The sequence below is a fragment of the Buchnera aphidicola (Chaitophorus viminalis) genome, assembly GCF_026122795.1.
Lineage (GTDB): Bacteria > Pseudomonadota > Gammaproteobacteria > Enterobacterales > Enterobacteriaceae > Buchnera_J > Buchnera_J aphidicola_BK.
In genome coordinates this window covers 214,685-229,993 of sequence record NZ_JAIWQV010000001.1, presented here as the reverse complement: position 1 = coordinate 229,993, position 15,309 = coordinate 214,685, and the positions used below count along the sequence as shown (strand labels likewise).

At 20.9% G+C, this 15,309-nt stretch carries 12 protein-coding genes and 1 tRNA gene; 2 read left to right on the top strand and 11 right to left on the bottom strand.

The features are described from left to right. Positions 1 to 260: 260 nt before the first annotated feature. Positions 261 to 1,277: an ornithine carbamoyltransferase gene (gene argF / locus LDP12_RS01220; RefSeq protein ID WP_265226549.1), complete on the top strand. Its 1,017-nt coding sequence runs from the start codon at positions 261 to 263 to the stop codon at positions 1,275 to 1,277. A gap of 212 nt (positions 1,278 to 1,489) precedes the next feature. Further along, positions 1,490 to 1,873: a Rid family detoxifying hydrolase gene (locus tag LDP12_RS01215; RefSeq protein WP_414734424.1), complete on the top strand. Its 384-nt coding sequence runs from the start codon at positions 1,490 to 1,492 to the stop codon at positions 1,871 to 1,873. A 156-nt stretch (positions 1,874 to 2,029) separates the two neighbouring features. On the opposite strand, the gene LDP12_RS01210 is transcribed toward LDP12_RS01215, so the two are convergent. From LDP12_RS01210 to LDP12_RS01160, 11 genes are all read right to left on the bottom strand, one after another. Further along, positions 2,030 to 3,796: a DEAD/DEAH box helicase gene (locus LDP12_RS01210; RefSeq protein ID WP_265226548.1), complete on the bottom strand. Its 1,767-nt coding sequence runs from the start codon at positions 3,794 to 3,796 to the stop codon at positions 2,030 to 2,032. Between the two features lie 416 nt (positions 3,797 to 4,212). After that, positions 4,213 to 6,291, bottom strand: a complete 2,079-nt coding sequence (gene pnp / locus LDP12_RS01205; RefSeq protein WP_265226547.1) for a polyribonucleotide nucleotidyltransferase — start codon at positions 6,289 to 6,291, stop codon at positions 4,213 to 4,215. A 178-nt stretch (positions 6,292 to 6,469) separates the two neighbouring features. Then, positions 6,470 to 6,739, bottom strand: coding sequence for a 30S ribosomal protein S15 (gene rpsO, locus LDP12_RS01200; protein WP_414734423.1), 270 nt, complete (start codon positions 6,737 to 6,739; stop codon positions 6,470 to 6,472). Positions 6,740 to 6,767: 28 nt separating this feature from the next. Next, entirely contained in the window at positions 6,768 to 7,739 is a 972-nt protein-coding gene (gene truB / locus LDP12_RS01195) for a tRNA pseudouridine(55) synthase TruB (RefSeq protein ID WP_265226546.1), read from the bottom strand. A 44-nt stretch (positions 7,740 to 7,783) separates the two neighbouring features. Next, entirely contained in the window at positions 7,784 to 8,134 is a 351-nt protein-coding gene (gene rbfA / locus LDP12_RS01190; RefSeq protein ID WP_265226545.1) for a 30S ribosome-binding factor RbfA, read from the bottom strand. A 22-nt stretch (positions 8,135 to 8,156) separates the two neighbouring features. Continuing rightward, entirely contained in the window at positions 8,157 to 10,307 is a 2,151-nt protein-coding gene (gene infB / locus LDP12_RS01185) for a translation initiation factor IF-2 (RefSeq protein ID WP_265226544.1), read from the bottom strand. Between the two features lie 197 nt (positions 10,308 to 10,504). Next, on the bottom strand, positions 10,505 to 11,986 hold the full coding sequence (gene nusA / locus LDP12_RS01180) for a transcription termination factor NusA (RefSeq protein ID WP_265226543.1): 1,482 nt from the start codon (positions 11,984 to 11,986) through the stop codon (positions 10,505 to 10,507). A 230-nt stretch (positions 11,987 to 12,216) separates the two neighbouring features. Next, positions 12,217 to 12,307: transfer RNA gene (locus LDP12_RS01175), tRNA-Leu, on the bottom strand. Positions 12,308 to 12,363: 56 nt separating this feature from the next. After that, positions 12,364 to 12,594: a preprotein translocase subunit SecG gene (secG, locus tag LDP12_RS01170; protein WP_265226542.1), complete on the bottom strand. Its 231-nt coding sequence runs from the start codon at positions 12,592 to 12,594 to the stop codon at positions 12,364 to 12,366. A 200-nt stretch (positions 12,595 to 12,794) separates the two neighbouring features. Further along, on the bottom strand, positions 12,795 to 14,588 hold the full coding sequence (ftsH, locus tag LDP12_RS01165; protein ID WP_265226559.1) for an ATP-dependent zinc metalloprotease FtsH: 1,794 nt from the start codon (positions 14,586 to 14,588) through the stop codon (positions 12,795 to 12,797). A gap of 57 nt (positions 14,589 to 14,645) precedes the next feature. Next, entirely contained in the window at positions 14,646 to 15,275 is a 630-nt protein-coding gene (locus LDP12_RS01160; protein WP_265226541.1) for an RlmE family RNA methyltransferase, read from the bottom strand. Positions 15,276 to 15,309 lie beyond the last annotated feature (34 nt).

Below are 15,309 nucleotides of genomic sequence, written 5' to 3'. Positions count from 1 at the left end.
AAATTATTATATTTAAAAAATAAATATATTATTTTTTGTAAAATTTTTTAGTTATTTATAATATAACATTATTTTTTTTTTATTATTTAAAATAAATTTTTATACGAAAAATCTTTATATTTTTAATATTTATGAAATAATTATTATAATTTTTAATTAATAGATAATTTTTATTCTTTTTTATATAATATATGAATATTTTAAAATATAATATTTTAAAAATTTTATAACATATTATAGTAATTTTAAAAAGAGAAGATATGAATTCATTTTATTTAAGAAATTTTTTAAGATTAAACGATTTTCAAAAAAAAGATATTTTATTTTTAATAAAATATGCACAAAAATTAAAATTTAAAAAACTTATACAACAAGAAAAACAAAAATTAAAAAAAAAAAATATAGTTTTAATTTTTGAAAAAGAATCTACTAGAACAAGATGTTCATTTGAAACGGCATTATTTGATCAAGGTGCTAAAGTTACATATTTAAATTCAAAAGATATACATTTAGGATATAAAGAATCTATTGAAGATACAGCTTTTACTTTAGGAAAAATATATGATGGTATTGTATATCGAGGTCATCAGCATAAAAATATAGAAAAATTAGCAAAATATTCTAAAATTCCAGTTTGGAATGGATTAACTAAATCTTTTCATCCAACTCAAATTTTATCTGATATTTTTACAATTAAAGAAATTTTTATTCAAAAAAAAATAAAAAATATAAAAATTTCTTATATTGGAGATTCTAAAAATAATATTTCAAATACTTTAATAGAAGCAGCAAATTTATTAAATTTTAATTTAAGTTTAATTTCTCCAAAAAAATATTTACCTAATACAAAATTTTTAAATTCTCATAACATTACAATTAATAAAAAATTAAATAATATATTATTTACAGATAATATAAAAACAGGAATTTATAAAGCAGATATAATTTATACGGATGTTTGGATTTCTATGGGAGAAGATTCTAATAAAATACAAGAAAAAATATTTTTATTAAAAAACTATCAAGTAAATAAAAAAATTCTAAAACTTTCTGATAATCCTTTTGTTAAAGTTTTTCATTGTTTACCAGCATTACATGATAAAAAAACTATTTTTGGAAAAAAAGTTATTCAAAAGTTTAATTTAAAAAATGGAGTAGAAATTACTGATGAAGTATTTCAATCTAATAAAAAAATAATTTTTCAACAATCTTCAAATCGTGTTCATTTAGTTAAAGCGTTAATAATCTGTAGTTTAATTAAAAACATCAATTTTTAATATATTTATTTTATAAAATATATTTTATATAAATTTTTTAAATTTTATATTTGTTTTCATAAATTATTTTTATATAAATAAAAAAATATATTTTATATATAAAAAATTTTTTAAAAAAATATCAAAATATATTTAAATATATAAATTTTAAAATTCGATATATTAAAAATAATTTACATTTTTATTTAAAAGTAACAAGGATAAATATAAAAATGAAAATTTATACAAAAAATGCGCCAAAAGTTTTTGGACCATATTCTCAAGCTATTAAAATAAATAATTTATTAATGATTTCTGGACAAATTCCTGTTGATTGTAAAACAGAAAATATACCAAATAATATTACTAGTCAAACTTCTTTAGTATTAAAAAATATTAAAGCTATTATAAAAAAATCTAATTTCTCTATAAAAAACATTATCAAAACAACAATTTTTACTACCTGTTTAGATAAAATTAACGATATTAATCGTATATATGAAAATTTTTTTATTCAAGAAAATATATTAATTTTTCCAGCTAGAACATGTATAGAAGTTTCTAAATTACCAAAAAATGTTCAAATTGAAATTGAAGTGATAGCTTTGAAAAAATAAATATATTAAAGAGTGCACTAACAAAAAAATTCTAAGTGCGCTCTTTAATCTTATATAATTTCTGTAAAATTAATTTAAATTTATAAATAAAAAATTTTTGTTTTTAAAAATAAAAATTTAATTATTTTAATTTTTTAATAGTTTTTTATTAAAATATTATTTTTTAAAACGATTTCTTTTAAAATAAGATTTACGATTATAAGATGGTATAGAAGTTTTTTTTGTAATATGATTTTTAAATTTTTTTTTAAAAGGTTTTTTAGAAATAAATTTAAAATTTTTAAATAATCTTAAATTAATAAATTTATTAAAAATTTTTGTTTCTTTAAAATTATTTAATAAACCTTTTTTAATTAAATGTTTTGGTAACTCTATAGTTGAATATGAAGAAAATATTTTTATATGACCAATATCTTTATTATTTAAATTACCTTCATTAGCAATCGCTCCAACTATATGTCTAACTTCTATTTTATCTGATCTTCCTAAATCTAATTTATATACATCCATATTAGAATTTTTTATAAAATTTTTTTGATTTTTATAAGTTAAATTAATATTTTGATTTTTTCTAATCCAATTTCTTCTTATGTTTACAATATTTTTATCTTTTTCTACAATTAAAACACGTTTACCTTGAGCGATTTTTAAAAGTACAGCAGCTAAAATTTCAATAGAAACAGACATATCTAAATTTATTTTAGATAATAAAATTTGATATTTTTTTAAATCTGAACTTTTTAATTCTTTTTTAATTTTTTTAGAAAAACTTTCTAACCGACGTTGACTTAATACATCTGAATTTGGTAATTGTACTTGCTGAATAGATTGTCTCATCATTCTTTCAATATTTCTTAACAATCTCATTTCTCTATATTCAACAAACATTAAAGCTTTTCCTTTACGTCCTGCTCGACCTGTTCTACCAATTCTATGTATATAAGACTCAACATCTATTGGAACATCATAATTTATCACTAAACTAATTCTATCAACATCTAATCCTCGCGCAGCAACATCTGTAGCAATTAATATATCTAATGTTCCATTTTTTAATCTTTCTAAAGTTTTTTCTCGTAACGTTTGATTCATATCTCCATTTAAAGCAGCGCTATTATATCCATTTTTTTCTAATACCTCAGAAATCTCTACAGTAGAATTTTTTGTCCGTACAAAAATTATAGTCGCTGAAAAATCTTCTGTTTCTAAAAATCTAATTAAACCATCTGTTTTTTTTCCATATACTAACCAATAATTTTGATTAATATCTGGTTTATTCATAACATTAGATTTAATTTTAATTTCTTTAGGATTACACATAAAACGATGAGAAATTCTTTTAATAACATCTGGCATAGTAGCAGAAAATAATGCTGTTTGACGTTTATTTGGTATTTTAGAAAGAATAATTTCAACATCTTCAATAAATCCCATACGCAACATTTCATCAGCTTCATCTATAACTAAAGAAGTTAATCGAGATAAATTTAAAGTTTTTCTTTTTAAATGATCTAATAATCTTCCAGGAGTTCCAACTATAATTTGTGGACCACTACGTAAAGCACGTAACTGTAATTCATATTTTTGACCACCATATAATGGTAAAACTCGAATAGATGAAATATATTTAGAAAACAAAGAAAATGCTTCAGATACTTGAATAGCTAGTTCTCGTGTTGGAGTTAAAACTAAAATTTGAGGAATTTTTAAAAAAGTTTTAACATTATTTAATAAAGGCAATGCAAAAGCAGCTGTTTTTCCACTTCCAGTTTGCGCCATTCCTAAAACATCATAATTTTTTAACAAGTAAGGAATACATTTTTCTTGTATAGGAGAAGGTTTTTTATATCCAATTTCATTTAACACTTTTATAATTGAATTATTTAATTTAAAATCTAAAAATTTGTTTTTAATATGAACCATGTAAAACATGTACCTCATTGAATTAAAAAGGAGGCCAGTTTACATCATACACGATAAATTTTTTATATATTTATTGAAATTATGCACTGGCTTAAAATATTTTATTTAAAATCATAAATTTTATTTAACTATATTAAAATTTTATCAGTTATTTATTATAATCTATATAAAATTTTTTATTTATTTAAAAAAAAATTGATATTATTAAATAACTCATAAAATTTACTTATAAAATTTTATAAAATATTTTAATAAAATTAGAAAAAATATATTTTTTTTCAAACATCAACTTGAATTTTAAAATTTAAATAAAACAAATATAATGTATTTTATTAAATAATTTTAGATTATCATAAAAAATAGAATTATAAAATTCTATTTTTTAATAAAAAATTTTTATATAAATTTATTTATTTTTAAATTTTTTTCATACTTAATCTTAATCTTTTTTGTCTATCTATATCTAAAACTTTTACTTTAACAATTTGATTTAATTTTAAATAATCTGAAACTTTTTCTATATGTTTTTCAGAAATTTGAGAAATATGAACTAAACCTTCTTTTCCTATTCCGATAGAAATAAATGCCCCAAAATCAACTATTCTAGTTACTTTTCCTGTATATATTTTACCTATTTCTAAATCTGATGTAATCTCTTGAATACGTTTTATAGCATGTTCAGCTTTTTCTTCCATGACTGCTGAAATCTTGACTGTACCATTATCTTCAATTTCAATTATAGTTCCTGTTTCTTCTGTTAACATACGAATTATAGATCCTCCTTTTCCTATAACATCTTTAATTTTTTCTGGATTAATTTTAATAACATGTACACGAGGAGCAAATTTAGAAATTTCTTTATTTGGAGTATTTATTGTTTTAGACATAACATTTAATATAAAATTAATAGCTTTACAAGATTTATCTAAAGTTTCATGTAAAATATCATACGTCATTCCTTCAGTTTTCATATCCAATTGTAAAGCAGTGATACCAATAATGCTTCCAGAAATTTTAAAATCCATATCTCCAAAATGATCTTCATCTCCTAATATATCTGTTAAAATTACATAATTATTTTTTTTTTTAATTAAACCCATTGCAACACCAGCTATAGGTTGTTTAATAGGAACTCCTGCATCCATTAAAGCTAAAGAAGCGCCACATACAGAAGCCATAGAAGAAGACCCATTAGATTCAGTAATTTCAGAAACTATACGAATTGTATAAGGAAAAATTTCTATAGAAGGCATGACTGCTAAAATACTCTTTTTAGCTAATTTTCCATGTCCTACTTCTCTTCTTTTAGGCGAATTAATCATACCTATTTCTCCAACAGAATATGGAGGAAAATTATAATGAAATAAAAAACTATCTGTTTTATCTCCTAATAATTCATCTAAATTTTGAGCATCTCTTGAGGTTCCTAATGTTACTGAAACTAAAGATTGAGTTTCTCCTCTAGTAAATAAAGAAGAACCATGAGTTCTAGATAAAACACTAGTTTTAATATCTAAATTACGAATAACATCTGGCGATCTACCATCAATTCTTTTTTTTTTAATTAAAATATTTTTTCGAACAATTTTTTTTTCAATATCATAAAAAATTTTATTTACTTCTAAAATATTTATGTTTAAATCTTGATTTAAAAGTTTAGAAATTATATTACTTTTATATGTTTTTAACTTTTGAAAACGTTTTTTTTTATCAGAAATACAATAATATTTTTTTATTTTTTTTTTAGATAAATTTAAAATTTTTTTATAAAGATTATCATCTACACTTTGAGAATAATTTTTCCAATTTTTTTTCTTTATTGAAGATAACAAATTTTTCATACTTTTAATTAATTTTCTTTGTTTTTTAAATCCGTATAAAATACCTTTAAATATAATTTCTTTATCTAATTGATCAGATTCTGATTCTAACATTAAAATATTTTTATCAGTACCAGATACTATTAAATCTAATAAACTAAATTTCATTTCATCTGTAGTAGGATTTAAAACATATTTGTTATTAATTAAACCTATTCTTGCTGCTCCAATCATTTTTTTAACTGGTATTCCAGAAATATATAATGCAGCAGAAACTCCAATCATAGAAACAATATCAGGATTAATTTTTGGATTTAATGATACAACAGTTACAATAACTTGCACTTCATTATAAAAATTTTTTGGAAAAATTGCACGAATTGGTCTATCTATTAAACGACCAATTAATATTTCATTTTCACTAGGACGACCTTCTCTTCTAAAAAATCCTCCTGGAATTTTCCCAGCAGCATATGTTCTTTCTTGATAATTTACAGTTAAAGGTAAAAAATCTTTAATTTCTTTAACTTCTTTGTGTGCAACTACAGTAACAAGTACAGAAGTATCATCTATACTTGCCATAATAGAAGATGTTGCTTGTCTAGCAATTAATCCAGTTTCTAAAGTTACTATATGATTTCCATATTTAAATTTAAATATAAATGGATTGAGCAAAATAAATATCCTTAAAATATCAAATTTTAAATATTAATTTATAATATTTAAAATTTAATAGAACTTAAAAAAAAAAAGAAAATTTAATTAAAAAAAAGGGCTACAATTGCCCTTTTTCATATTTTTATATTATTAATTTATAAAACATTTTTTTGTAAAAAATTTGAACTCTATGAATTTATCTACGAATTTTTAAATCTTTAATAATGAAATTATATTTCAGAACAGATTTTTTTCGCATATATTTTAATAACTTTCTACGTTTAGAAACCATTTTTAATAATCCTGTTCGACCAGAAAAATCTTTTTTATGTATAGAAAAATGGTTTTGTAAATTGTTAATTTTATATGTCAAAAGTGAAATTTGTACTGCGGTATTACCACTATCTAAACTATTTTTTCCATATTTAGAAATTATATTTTTCTTGCTTAAATTCATCTCTAACATATTTAGTTCCTATTAATTCATGAATTTATTAATCTTGAAATATATGGTTTAAATTATAATTACTATATAAATCTTTTTTTATTAATCTATAAGGATATAAATATATTTGAAATCGTATTTTTCCTAAACCAATAAAAATTTTTTGAGTATTCATAATACAAATTAATCCATTTGAATATTTAGTAAATAATTTTATAAATTTTCCATTTTGAATAATTAAAGTTTCTTTTAAACTAATGTAAATTTTATTAAAATTAGATACCATGGAATTAATAGGAATCAGTAATTTTTGAAGTTTTTGAAAAAAAATTTTTTTAGATTTTTTATAATACTTATTTTTAAAAAAATTTAATTGATCTAAAGTTATAGATTTACAACAAGAATAAGATGATACTTTAATTCTTCTTAAAAAAATTACATGAGCTCCACATTTTAAAAAATTACCTAAATCATTAATAATAGAACGAATATATGTTCCAGATGAACAAGAAATTTCTAATTCTATAATATTTTTACTTCTATATAAACTACTTAATTTATAAATCTTAACAGGACGAGCTTTTAAAGGTATGCGAATTCCCTTTCTAGCATATTTATATAATCTTATTCCTTGATATTTAATGGCGGAAAAAATAGGAGGTATTTGAAATCTTTTTTCTCTTATTCTATCCAATGCACGCCAATATTGATAAGAACTAAACCTATTGCTAATAACATTTATTATTTCTCCATAAGAATCTGCGGTTGAAGTTTGTTCGCCTAATTTTGCAATTACTCTATACTTTTTATTAGATTTTATTACATATTTAGAAAATTTTGTTGCTTCTCCAAAACAAATTGGAAGTATTCCTGTAGCTAAAGGATCTAAAGATCCAGTATGACCTGCTTTTTTTGCTAAAAAAATTTTTTTTGTAATCTGTAATGCTTTATTTGAAGAAATTCCAGTGGGTTTATCTAATAAAAAAACTCCATGAATATTTCTTAAATGATTAAAAATCATTTATATTTTCCATTATAACTAATATATTAAAAAAAAAAAACAAATTATTTCAATGTTTTTAATAAATTAGATATTTTATTTCCTTCTATATAAGAATTATCATCAAAAAAAACTAATTGAGGAATAATTCTTAGTTTTAAATTTTTTCCTAATAAAAATCGTATATAAGAAGATGCATGATTTAAAATTTCTATAGAAGATTTTTTTAAATTATCATTAATTTTATTAGTACTAACATAAATCTTAGCATAAGATAAATCTTTAGAAACTATAACGTCTAAAATAGTAGAAAATTGATTTAATCTAGGATCATTAATAAATTTTTGAATAATATAAGAAATTTCTTTTTTAATTTCTTGAGATATTCTATTTAATCTATAAATATTTTTATACACTATTTTATTTTTCCAAAATTTATTATAATCTTTTAATTTTTTTAATTTTATATACTTCTATTATATCATTAACTTTAATATCATTATAGTTCTTTATTCCAATACCACATTCAGTTCCATGTCTTACTTTTTTTACATCTTCTTTAAACCGTCTAATTGATTCTAACTCTCCTTCATAAATTACTAAATGATCTCTTAAAATTCTAATAGGATGATTTCTTTTAATAATACCTTCAATTACCATACATCCTGCAATAAAACCGAATTTTGGAGATTTAAAAATACTTCTTACTTCAGCTAATCCTAGCACTTCTTGTTTATATTTAGGTGATAACATACCATAAATAGAAGATTTAATTTCATTAATTAAATTATATATAACAGAATAATACCTTAAATCTAAATTTTCTTTTTTAATAATCTTTTTTGCAGAAATATCTGCACGTACATTAAATCCTATAATAATTGAATTTGATGTATTTGCTAAATAAGCATCTGTTTCATTAATTCTTCCAACATTTGCACTAATAATATTTATGTTTACTTCTTTATGAGATAATTTTTTAATAGCAGAAGATATAGCTTCTAACGAACCTTTAGAATTAGATTTTAAAATAATATTTAATTCTGAAATATTTTTTTTATTAATATTATCAAATAAATTTTCTAAATTTATTTTTTTTTGTTTAGAGAAAAATTTTTGTTTATATTTTTCTTTTCTATATAAAGCTACTTCTTTAGCTTTTTTTTCACTACGTACGACAGTTAAGATATCTCCTGCAAAAGGTAAACCAGATAATCCTAATATTTCTACTGGAATAGAAGGTCCAACTTTTAAAAGATCTTTTTGATGTTCATTTTTAATAGATTTAATTTTACCATATTCTAATCCACATAAAACTATATCTCCTTTTTTTAATTCACCTTCTTTAACTATAATAGTTGATACTATTCCACGACCTTTTTCAAGAAAAGATTCTATGACAATACCTGTAGCCATTCCTTTAGAATAAGTAGACAATTCTAACATTTCAGATTGTAATAATATACTGTTTAATAAATTTTTAATTCCTTTATTTAATTTTACAGAAATCTTAACAAAAATATTTTCTCCACCTAATTCTTCAGATAAAATGTTATATTTCATTAATTCATTATTAATTTTTTCAATATTAATATTATTTTTATCAATTTTATTAATTGCAACAATAATAGGCACTTTAGCAAATTGTGCATGTTGAATTGCTTCAATAGTTTGAGGCATAACTCCATCATCTGCTGCAACTATTAAAACTACAATATCAGTAATTTGAGCTCCTCTTGCACGCATAGAAGTAAAAGCTGCATGTCCAGGAGTATCTAAAAAAGTAATTCTTTTATTATTTATTTTAACATGATAAGCTCCTATACTTTGCGTAATACCTCCTTTTTCTTTTAAAACAGTAGAAGTTTTACGAATACAATCTAATAAAGAAGTTTTTCCATGATCTACATGACCCATAACAGTTACAATTGGAGGTCTTAAATTTTTTTTTTGAGAAAGATTAAAATTTCTATCTTTCATAATAGATTCTTCTAAAAAATTTTTATGAATTAACTTAACTTGAAATCCCATTTCTTCAGAAATTAATTGAGCTAAATCTAATTTTAAAGATTGATTTATAGAAAGATTTATTCCTGCATGAAACATTTTTTGAATTAATACAGAACTTTTAATACCCATTTTATTAGATAATTCTAAAACAGTTATTTGATCAAAAATAGTAATTTTTTTATTTATAACATTTTTAGGTTTATGAAATGCTTGTTTTAAAAAATTTTTGTTGATATTTTTTCTCAAATACTTGATATTTTTTTTAAATCTAATAGAATTTTTATAATATTTTTTTTTTTTTATAGAATTTTTTTTTAATTTATTATTTTTATTTAATATTGTTTTAAAATTTTTTACATTTTTTTTTTTTATATTAGAAATAGAATCTTTTGGATAGACATTTTTTTTTAATGAAAAATTTTTAGATTGAATATTTTTTTTATTTAAATTATGTTTATTTTTTTTTTTTGAATTTTTAAAAAACTTATTAAAAGCAGATTTTTTTTTTTTAAATGAATTTTTTTGATCCATATTATATATATTTTTTTTTATATCTTTTTTCAAATCTTTTTTTCTCATTTTTTCTCTTATTTATTCGGTTTATAAAATAAAAATAATTTTATAAATTTATTATTTTTATTTATTTTATTAATATGATATTTTTTTATTAATTTAATTATTTTAAAAAAATCAAAAAACATATATTGTATAATAATATTTTACATGTATTCGTTTTTAATTCAAAACAAATTATTTAAAATTTATAATATGATAAATTATTTATTAAACCAACAAATATTTCTTGCAGACATAATAAATTCTCCTATTTTTTCAGAACTTAATTCTGGAATTTCTAATAAATCACTGATACTTTGATTAGCTAAATCTTCTATAGTATATATTTTATGTTGAAACAACTTAGATACAATCCATTCTTTCATACCTTTAATATTCAACATTTGTTTCTTTAAAAGATTAATATTTTTAGGTTTATTTAAATCTATAGACTTTAATGATAATATTTTTCTTGCACGTTTTTTTATTGATAAAAATAATTTTTTATTTATATTTAATTTTTTTGAAACAATATTTTCAGAAACTGATAATATTTCTTCAATTGATCTAATATTATTTTTAAATAAAACAGAAAAAGTTTTTTTATCAATATCTAAACATCTTTTAAAAATTTTATAAGTATTTTTTTTAATTTTTTTATTTTTTATATCTAATTCTTGAGTAGTCATTACATTTAATTCCCATCTAGTTAATTGAGATGCTAATTTAACATTTTGACCATTTCTTCCAATAGCTTGAGCTAAATTTCTAAAATCTACAGAAATATCTATAAATTTTTTAATTTTATTCACTGTAATCGAAACTATTTCAGCCGGTGCCATTGAATTTAAAACAAAAGTAGAAAGATTTTCATTCCATAAAACTATATCAATTCTTTCCCCAAAAAGTTCATTTGATACTGCTTGTACTCGAGCACCTCTCATACCAACACAAGCTCCTACTGGATCAATTCTTTGATCATTAGTTTTTACAGCTATTTTTGATCTTGAACCTGGATCTCTTGCTATTCTTTTAATTTGAATAATTCCTTCTCCAATTTCTGGAACTTCGATCTTTAATAATTCTATTAACATTTCTGGTCTAGATCTACTTAATAATAATTGCGATCCTTGTTTTTCATATTTGATCTTATAAAGTACACTTTTTACTCTATTACCTAAACGAAAATTTTCTCTGGGAAGCATTTCTTTTTTAAACAATAATCCTTCTGCATTATCTCCTAAATCTAAAATAACAAAAGCTCTATTTATTTTTTTTACTATTCCAGTAAGAATATTTCCTTTTTTATTCTTAAAATTATTAACAGTAATAAATCTTTCAGCCTCTCTAACCTCTTGTACAATTACTTGTTTAGCTGTTTGTGTAGTAATTCTATCAAATTTAATCGACTCAATAGGTTCCTCTATATAATCATTTAATTTAATATTTTTATTTTCATAATATGCTGCATCAAAAGTAATTTCTTTTGTAGGATTTATGACATTTTGTACAACTAACCATCTTCTATATGTTTTAAAACTTCCATCTATTTCATTAATGACAACTTTCACGCATATATCTTGTTTATATTTTTTTTTCGTAGCTTTTGATAGTGCTTTTTCTAAAGCTTGAAAAATAATTTTTTTAGGAATAGATTTTTCATTAGAAACTGATTCAATGACTGATAAAATATTTTTTTTCATATTTGATAACCTTATATTGAAAAAATTTTATTAATTTTTATAAATTATTTAAAATAATATAATGTAAATTTATATATTTTTTAGTTAAAAAATCATAAAAAAATTATTTATTTTAATAAAAAACCCCGTATAAACGGGGTTTTTTATTAAAAATAATAATTTTAGAATATTAAAAAATAAACATTTATAATAAAATCTTTTAAAAAGATTTAATTTTAAATATTATTTAATACCGAGGACGGGATTTGAACCCGTATATCTAATTTTATTTAGATACTACTACCTCAAAGTAGCGTGTATACCAATTTTCACCACCTCGGCTTAATTATAAAAAATTATCTAGAAATACTATAATTTTTTATCTAAATTAATATTTTTTATAATATACAATTATTTATATTACATTGTAAAATACTCAATATTAAAAATAAACATGCAAAAATAATAGTTAAACGAGTTAAAAATTCATTTGAAGTAGATATATTAAATAAATTTTTATTAATATTTGAAGTACCAATATTTATAGAATTAAGATTTTTTTGTAATAAAATTAAAATAATTAGAGTTATTGAAATAAATAAATATAAACATAAAAAGAAAACACGCATTTTAAAATACCTATTTTAAATTACAATTTAATTATTATATTAATATTTATAAAAAAATACTGTATTTTCTTAAAATAAAAAAAATATAGTATATTAAATTAAGAATTTTTAAAATAAAAATTTTTCAAATAAATAATATTTTTTATATAAAAAAATAAATTGTTTTATTTATATAAAAATATCTTTAAAAAAAAATAACTTTATATTTTTTTTCTTTTCATTAAAGCATCTATTTGATCAGAATTAATTGTTTCATATTTTATTAACGCATTTTTCATAGAATGTAATATATCTATATTTGATTTTAAAATTTTTTTCGCTCTATTATAATTATTATCAATAAAAAATTTTATCTCTTGATCGATAATTTTTGCTGTACTATTTGAACAATTTAAATTTTTTTGAAATGATTTTCCTAAAAACATTTCTTCTTCTTCTTTTAAATATAATAAAGGACCCAATTTTTTTGAAAAACCCCATTGAGTAACCATATTTCTAGCTAAATTTGTTGCTACTTTAATATCATTTGATGCTCCTGTAGAAACATATTCTTTTCCATATATGATTTCTTCAGCTAATCTTCCTCCATATAAAGTAGAAATTTGACTTTCTAATTTTTGTTTATTAATACTTAAATAATCTTCAGTAGGAAAAAAAAAAGTCACACCTAAGGCTCTTCCTCTAGGAATAATAGTAACTTTATGAATAGGATCATGTTCTGGAACTAATCTACCTACAATAGCATGACCTGCTTCATGATATGCAGTAGCTTCTTTCTGTATTTCTGTCATAATCATAGATTTTCTTTCTGAGCCCATCATAATTTTATCTTTAGCTTGTTCAAAATCTTCCATAGTAACTAAAGAACGATTATGACGAACAGCAAACAATGCAGCTTCATTTACTAAGTTTGATAAATCTGCTCCAGAAAATCCAGGAGTACCACGAGCAATAATTAAAGGATTAAAATCTTTTTCTAATAAAACTTTTTTAGAATGCACTTTTAATATTTCTTCTCTACCTTTAATATCAGGTAATGGTACAAAAACTTGACGATCAAATCTTCCTGGTCTCAATAAAGCAGGATCTAAAACATCTGGACGATTAGTAGCTGCTATTACAATTACTCCTTGATTTCTATCAAATCCATCCATTTCAACTAATATTTGATTTAATGTTTGTTCTCTTTCATCATTTCCTCCTCCTAAACCAGTTCCTCTTTTTCTTCCAACAGCATCAATTTCATCAATAAAAATTATACATGGAGCTAATTTTCTTGAATTTGAAAACATATCTCTAACTCGAGATGCACCCACACCTACAAACATTTCAACAAAATCTGATCCTGATATTGTAAAATATGGAACTTTAGCTTCTCCAGCAATAGCTTTTGCTAATAAAGTTTTTCCAGTACCTGGAGGACCTATCATTAAAATTCCTTTTGGTATTTTTCCACCTATTTTTTGAAATTTCTTAGGACTAATCAAATAATCTACTAATTCTTTTACTTCTTCTTTAGCTTCATTACATCCTGCAACATCTGAAAAATTTATTTTAATTTCATTTTCTTTTAAAAATTTTGCTTTACTTTTACCAAAAGAAAACGCTCCTTTTCCTCCCATTTGTATTTGCTTTATAAAAAAAATCCACATTAAAAATAATAATATCATCGGAAACCAAGAAATTATCGTAGATAAAAAGAAATTCATTTGATAAGGTTTAATTCCTATAATTTCAATATTTTTTTTTAAAAGAGTTTTTAATAAATTTGGATCATTAATAGGAAGAAATGTCACGTATTTACTGTTATTTTTTTTTGTAACACGAATATTATGTCCATCTAAAATTACTTCACGAATCTTATTTTGATTTACTTCTGATAAAAAAGTAGAATAATTAACTTGATAATTATGTGAATGTGTGAAGTTAAAATTTTGAAATATAGACATTGTAATCATAATTAAAATAAACCACAGAATAAAATTTTTAACTATTTCTCTCAAGAGATTCACTCCTCATCACTTAAATTAATATACTTAAATTTTAAAAAACTATTCTTTTATATTTTTTGCTATAATGAAAATTTCACGAGATTTGAATCTAGAAGCGTGTGGTTTATAAATTTTAACTTGAGAAAATTTTTTTTTTATAAGCTGATAATACATATTAAAATTTTCTCCTTGAAAGATCTTTGTGATAAATACACCATTTTTTGATAAAATTTTAATTGATAAATTTAAAGCTGCTGTACTTAAAGATATAGATTTATGTATATCAATTACAGCATGTCCACTTATATTAGGAGAGATATCAGACATACAAATATCTGCTTTTTTATTTTTTAATTTTTGTAATATTAAAGAATATGTACAAATATCTTGAATATCTCCTTGTATAAAAATTACTCCAAAAATAGGCTTCATAAAAGAAATATCACATGCAATAATCTTTCCTTGAGAACCTATTTTTTTTAAAGCATATTCTGACCAACTTCCTGGAGAACATCCAATATCTACAATAATATTATTATTTTTAAAAATATTAAATTTATTATGTATTTGATCTAATTTAAACCAAGCGCGAGAACGTATTTTATTTTTATGTACTTCACGTACATAAAAATCTTTAAAATGACGTTTTAACCAAATTTTAGAACTAGATTTTTTTTTTTTATTATTCATTTATCATTTTTCATATTTTTAAAAAAATACTTAA

Bases quoted from the DNA above. Each gene is read 5' to 3' on its own strand.
- argF (WP_265226549.1), top strand. From the start codon at position 261: ATGAATTCATTTTATTTAAGAAATTTTTTAAGATTAAACGATTTTCAA.
- LDP12_RS01215 (WP_414734424.1), top strand. From the start codon at position 1,490: ATGAAAATTTATACAAAAAATGCGCCAAAAGTTTTTGGACCATATTCT.
- LDP12_RS01210 (WP_265226548.1), bottom strand. From the start codon at position 3,796: ATGGTTCATATTAAAAACAAATTTTTAGATTTTAAATTAAATAATTCA.
- rpsO (WP_414734423.1), bottom strand. From the start codon at position 6,739: ATGTTAGAGATGAATTTAAGCAAGAAAAATATAATTTCTAAATATGGA.
- truB (WP_265226546.1), bottom strand. From the start codon at position 7,739: ATGATTTTTAATCATTTAAGAAATATTCATGGAGTTTTTTTATTAGAT.
- infB (WP_265226544.1), bottom strand. From the start codon at position 10,307: ATGAGAAAAAAAGATTTGAAAAAAGATATAAAAAAAAATATATATAAT.
- nusA (WP_265226543.1), bottom strand. From the start codon at position 11,986: ATGAAAAAAAATATTTTATCAGTCATTGAATCAGTTTCTAATGAAAAA.
- secG (WP_265226542.1), bottom strand. From the start codon at position 12,594: ATGCGTGTTTTCTTTTTATGTTTATATTTATTTATTTCAATAACTCTA.
- LDP12_RS01160 (WP_265226541.1), bottom strand. From the start codon at position 15,275: ATGAATAATAAAAAAAAAAAATCTAGTTCTAAAATTTGGTTAAAACGT.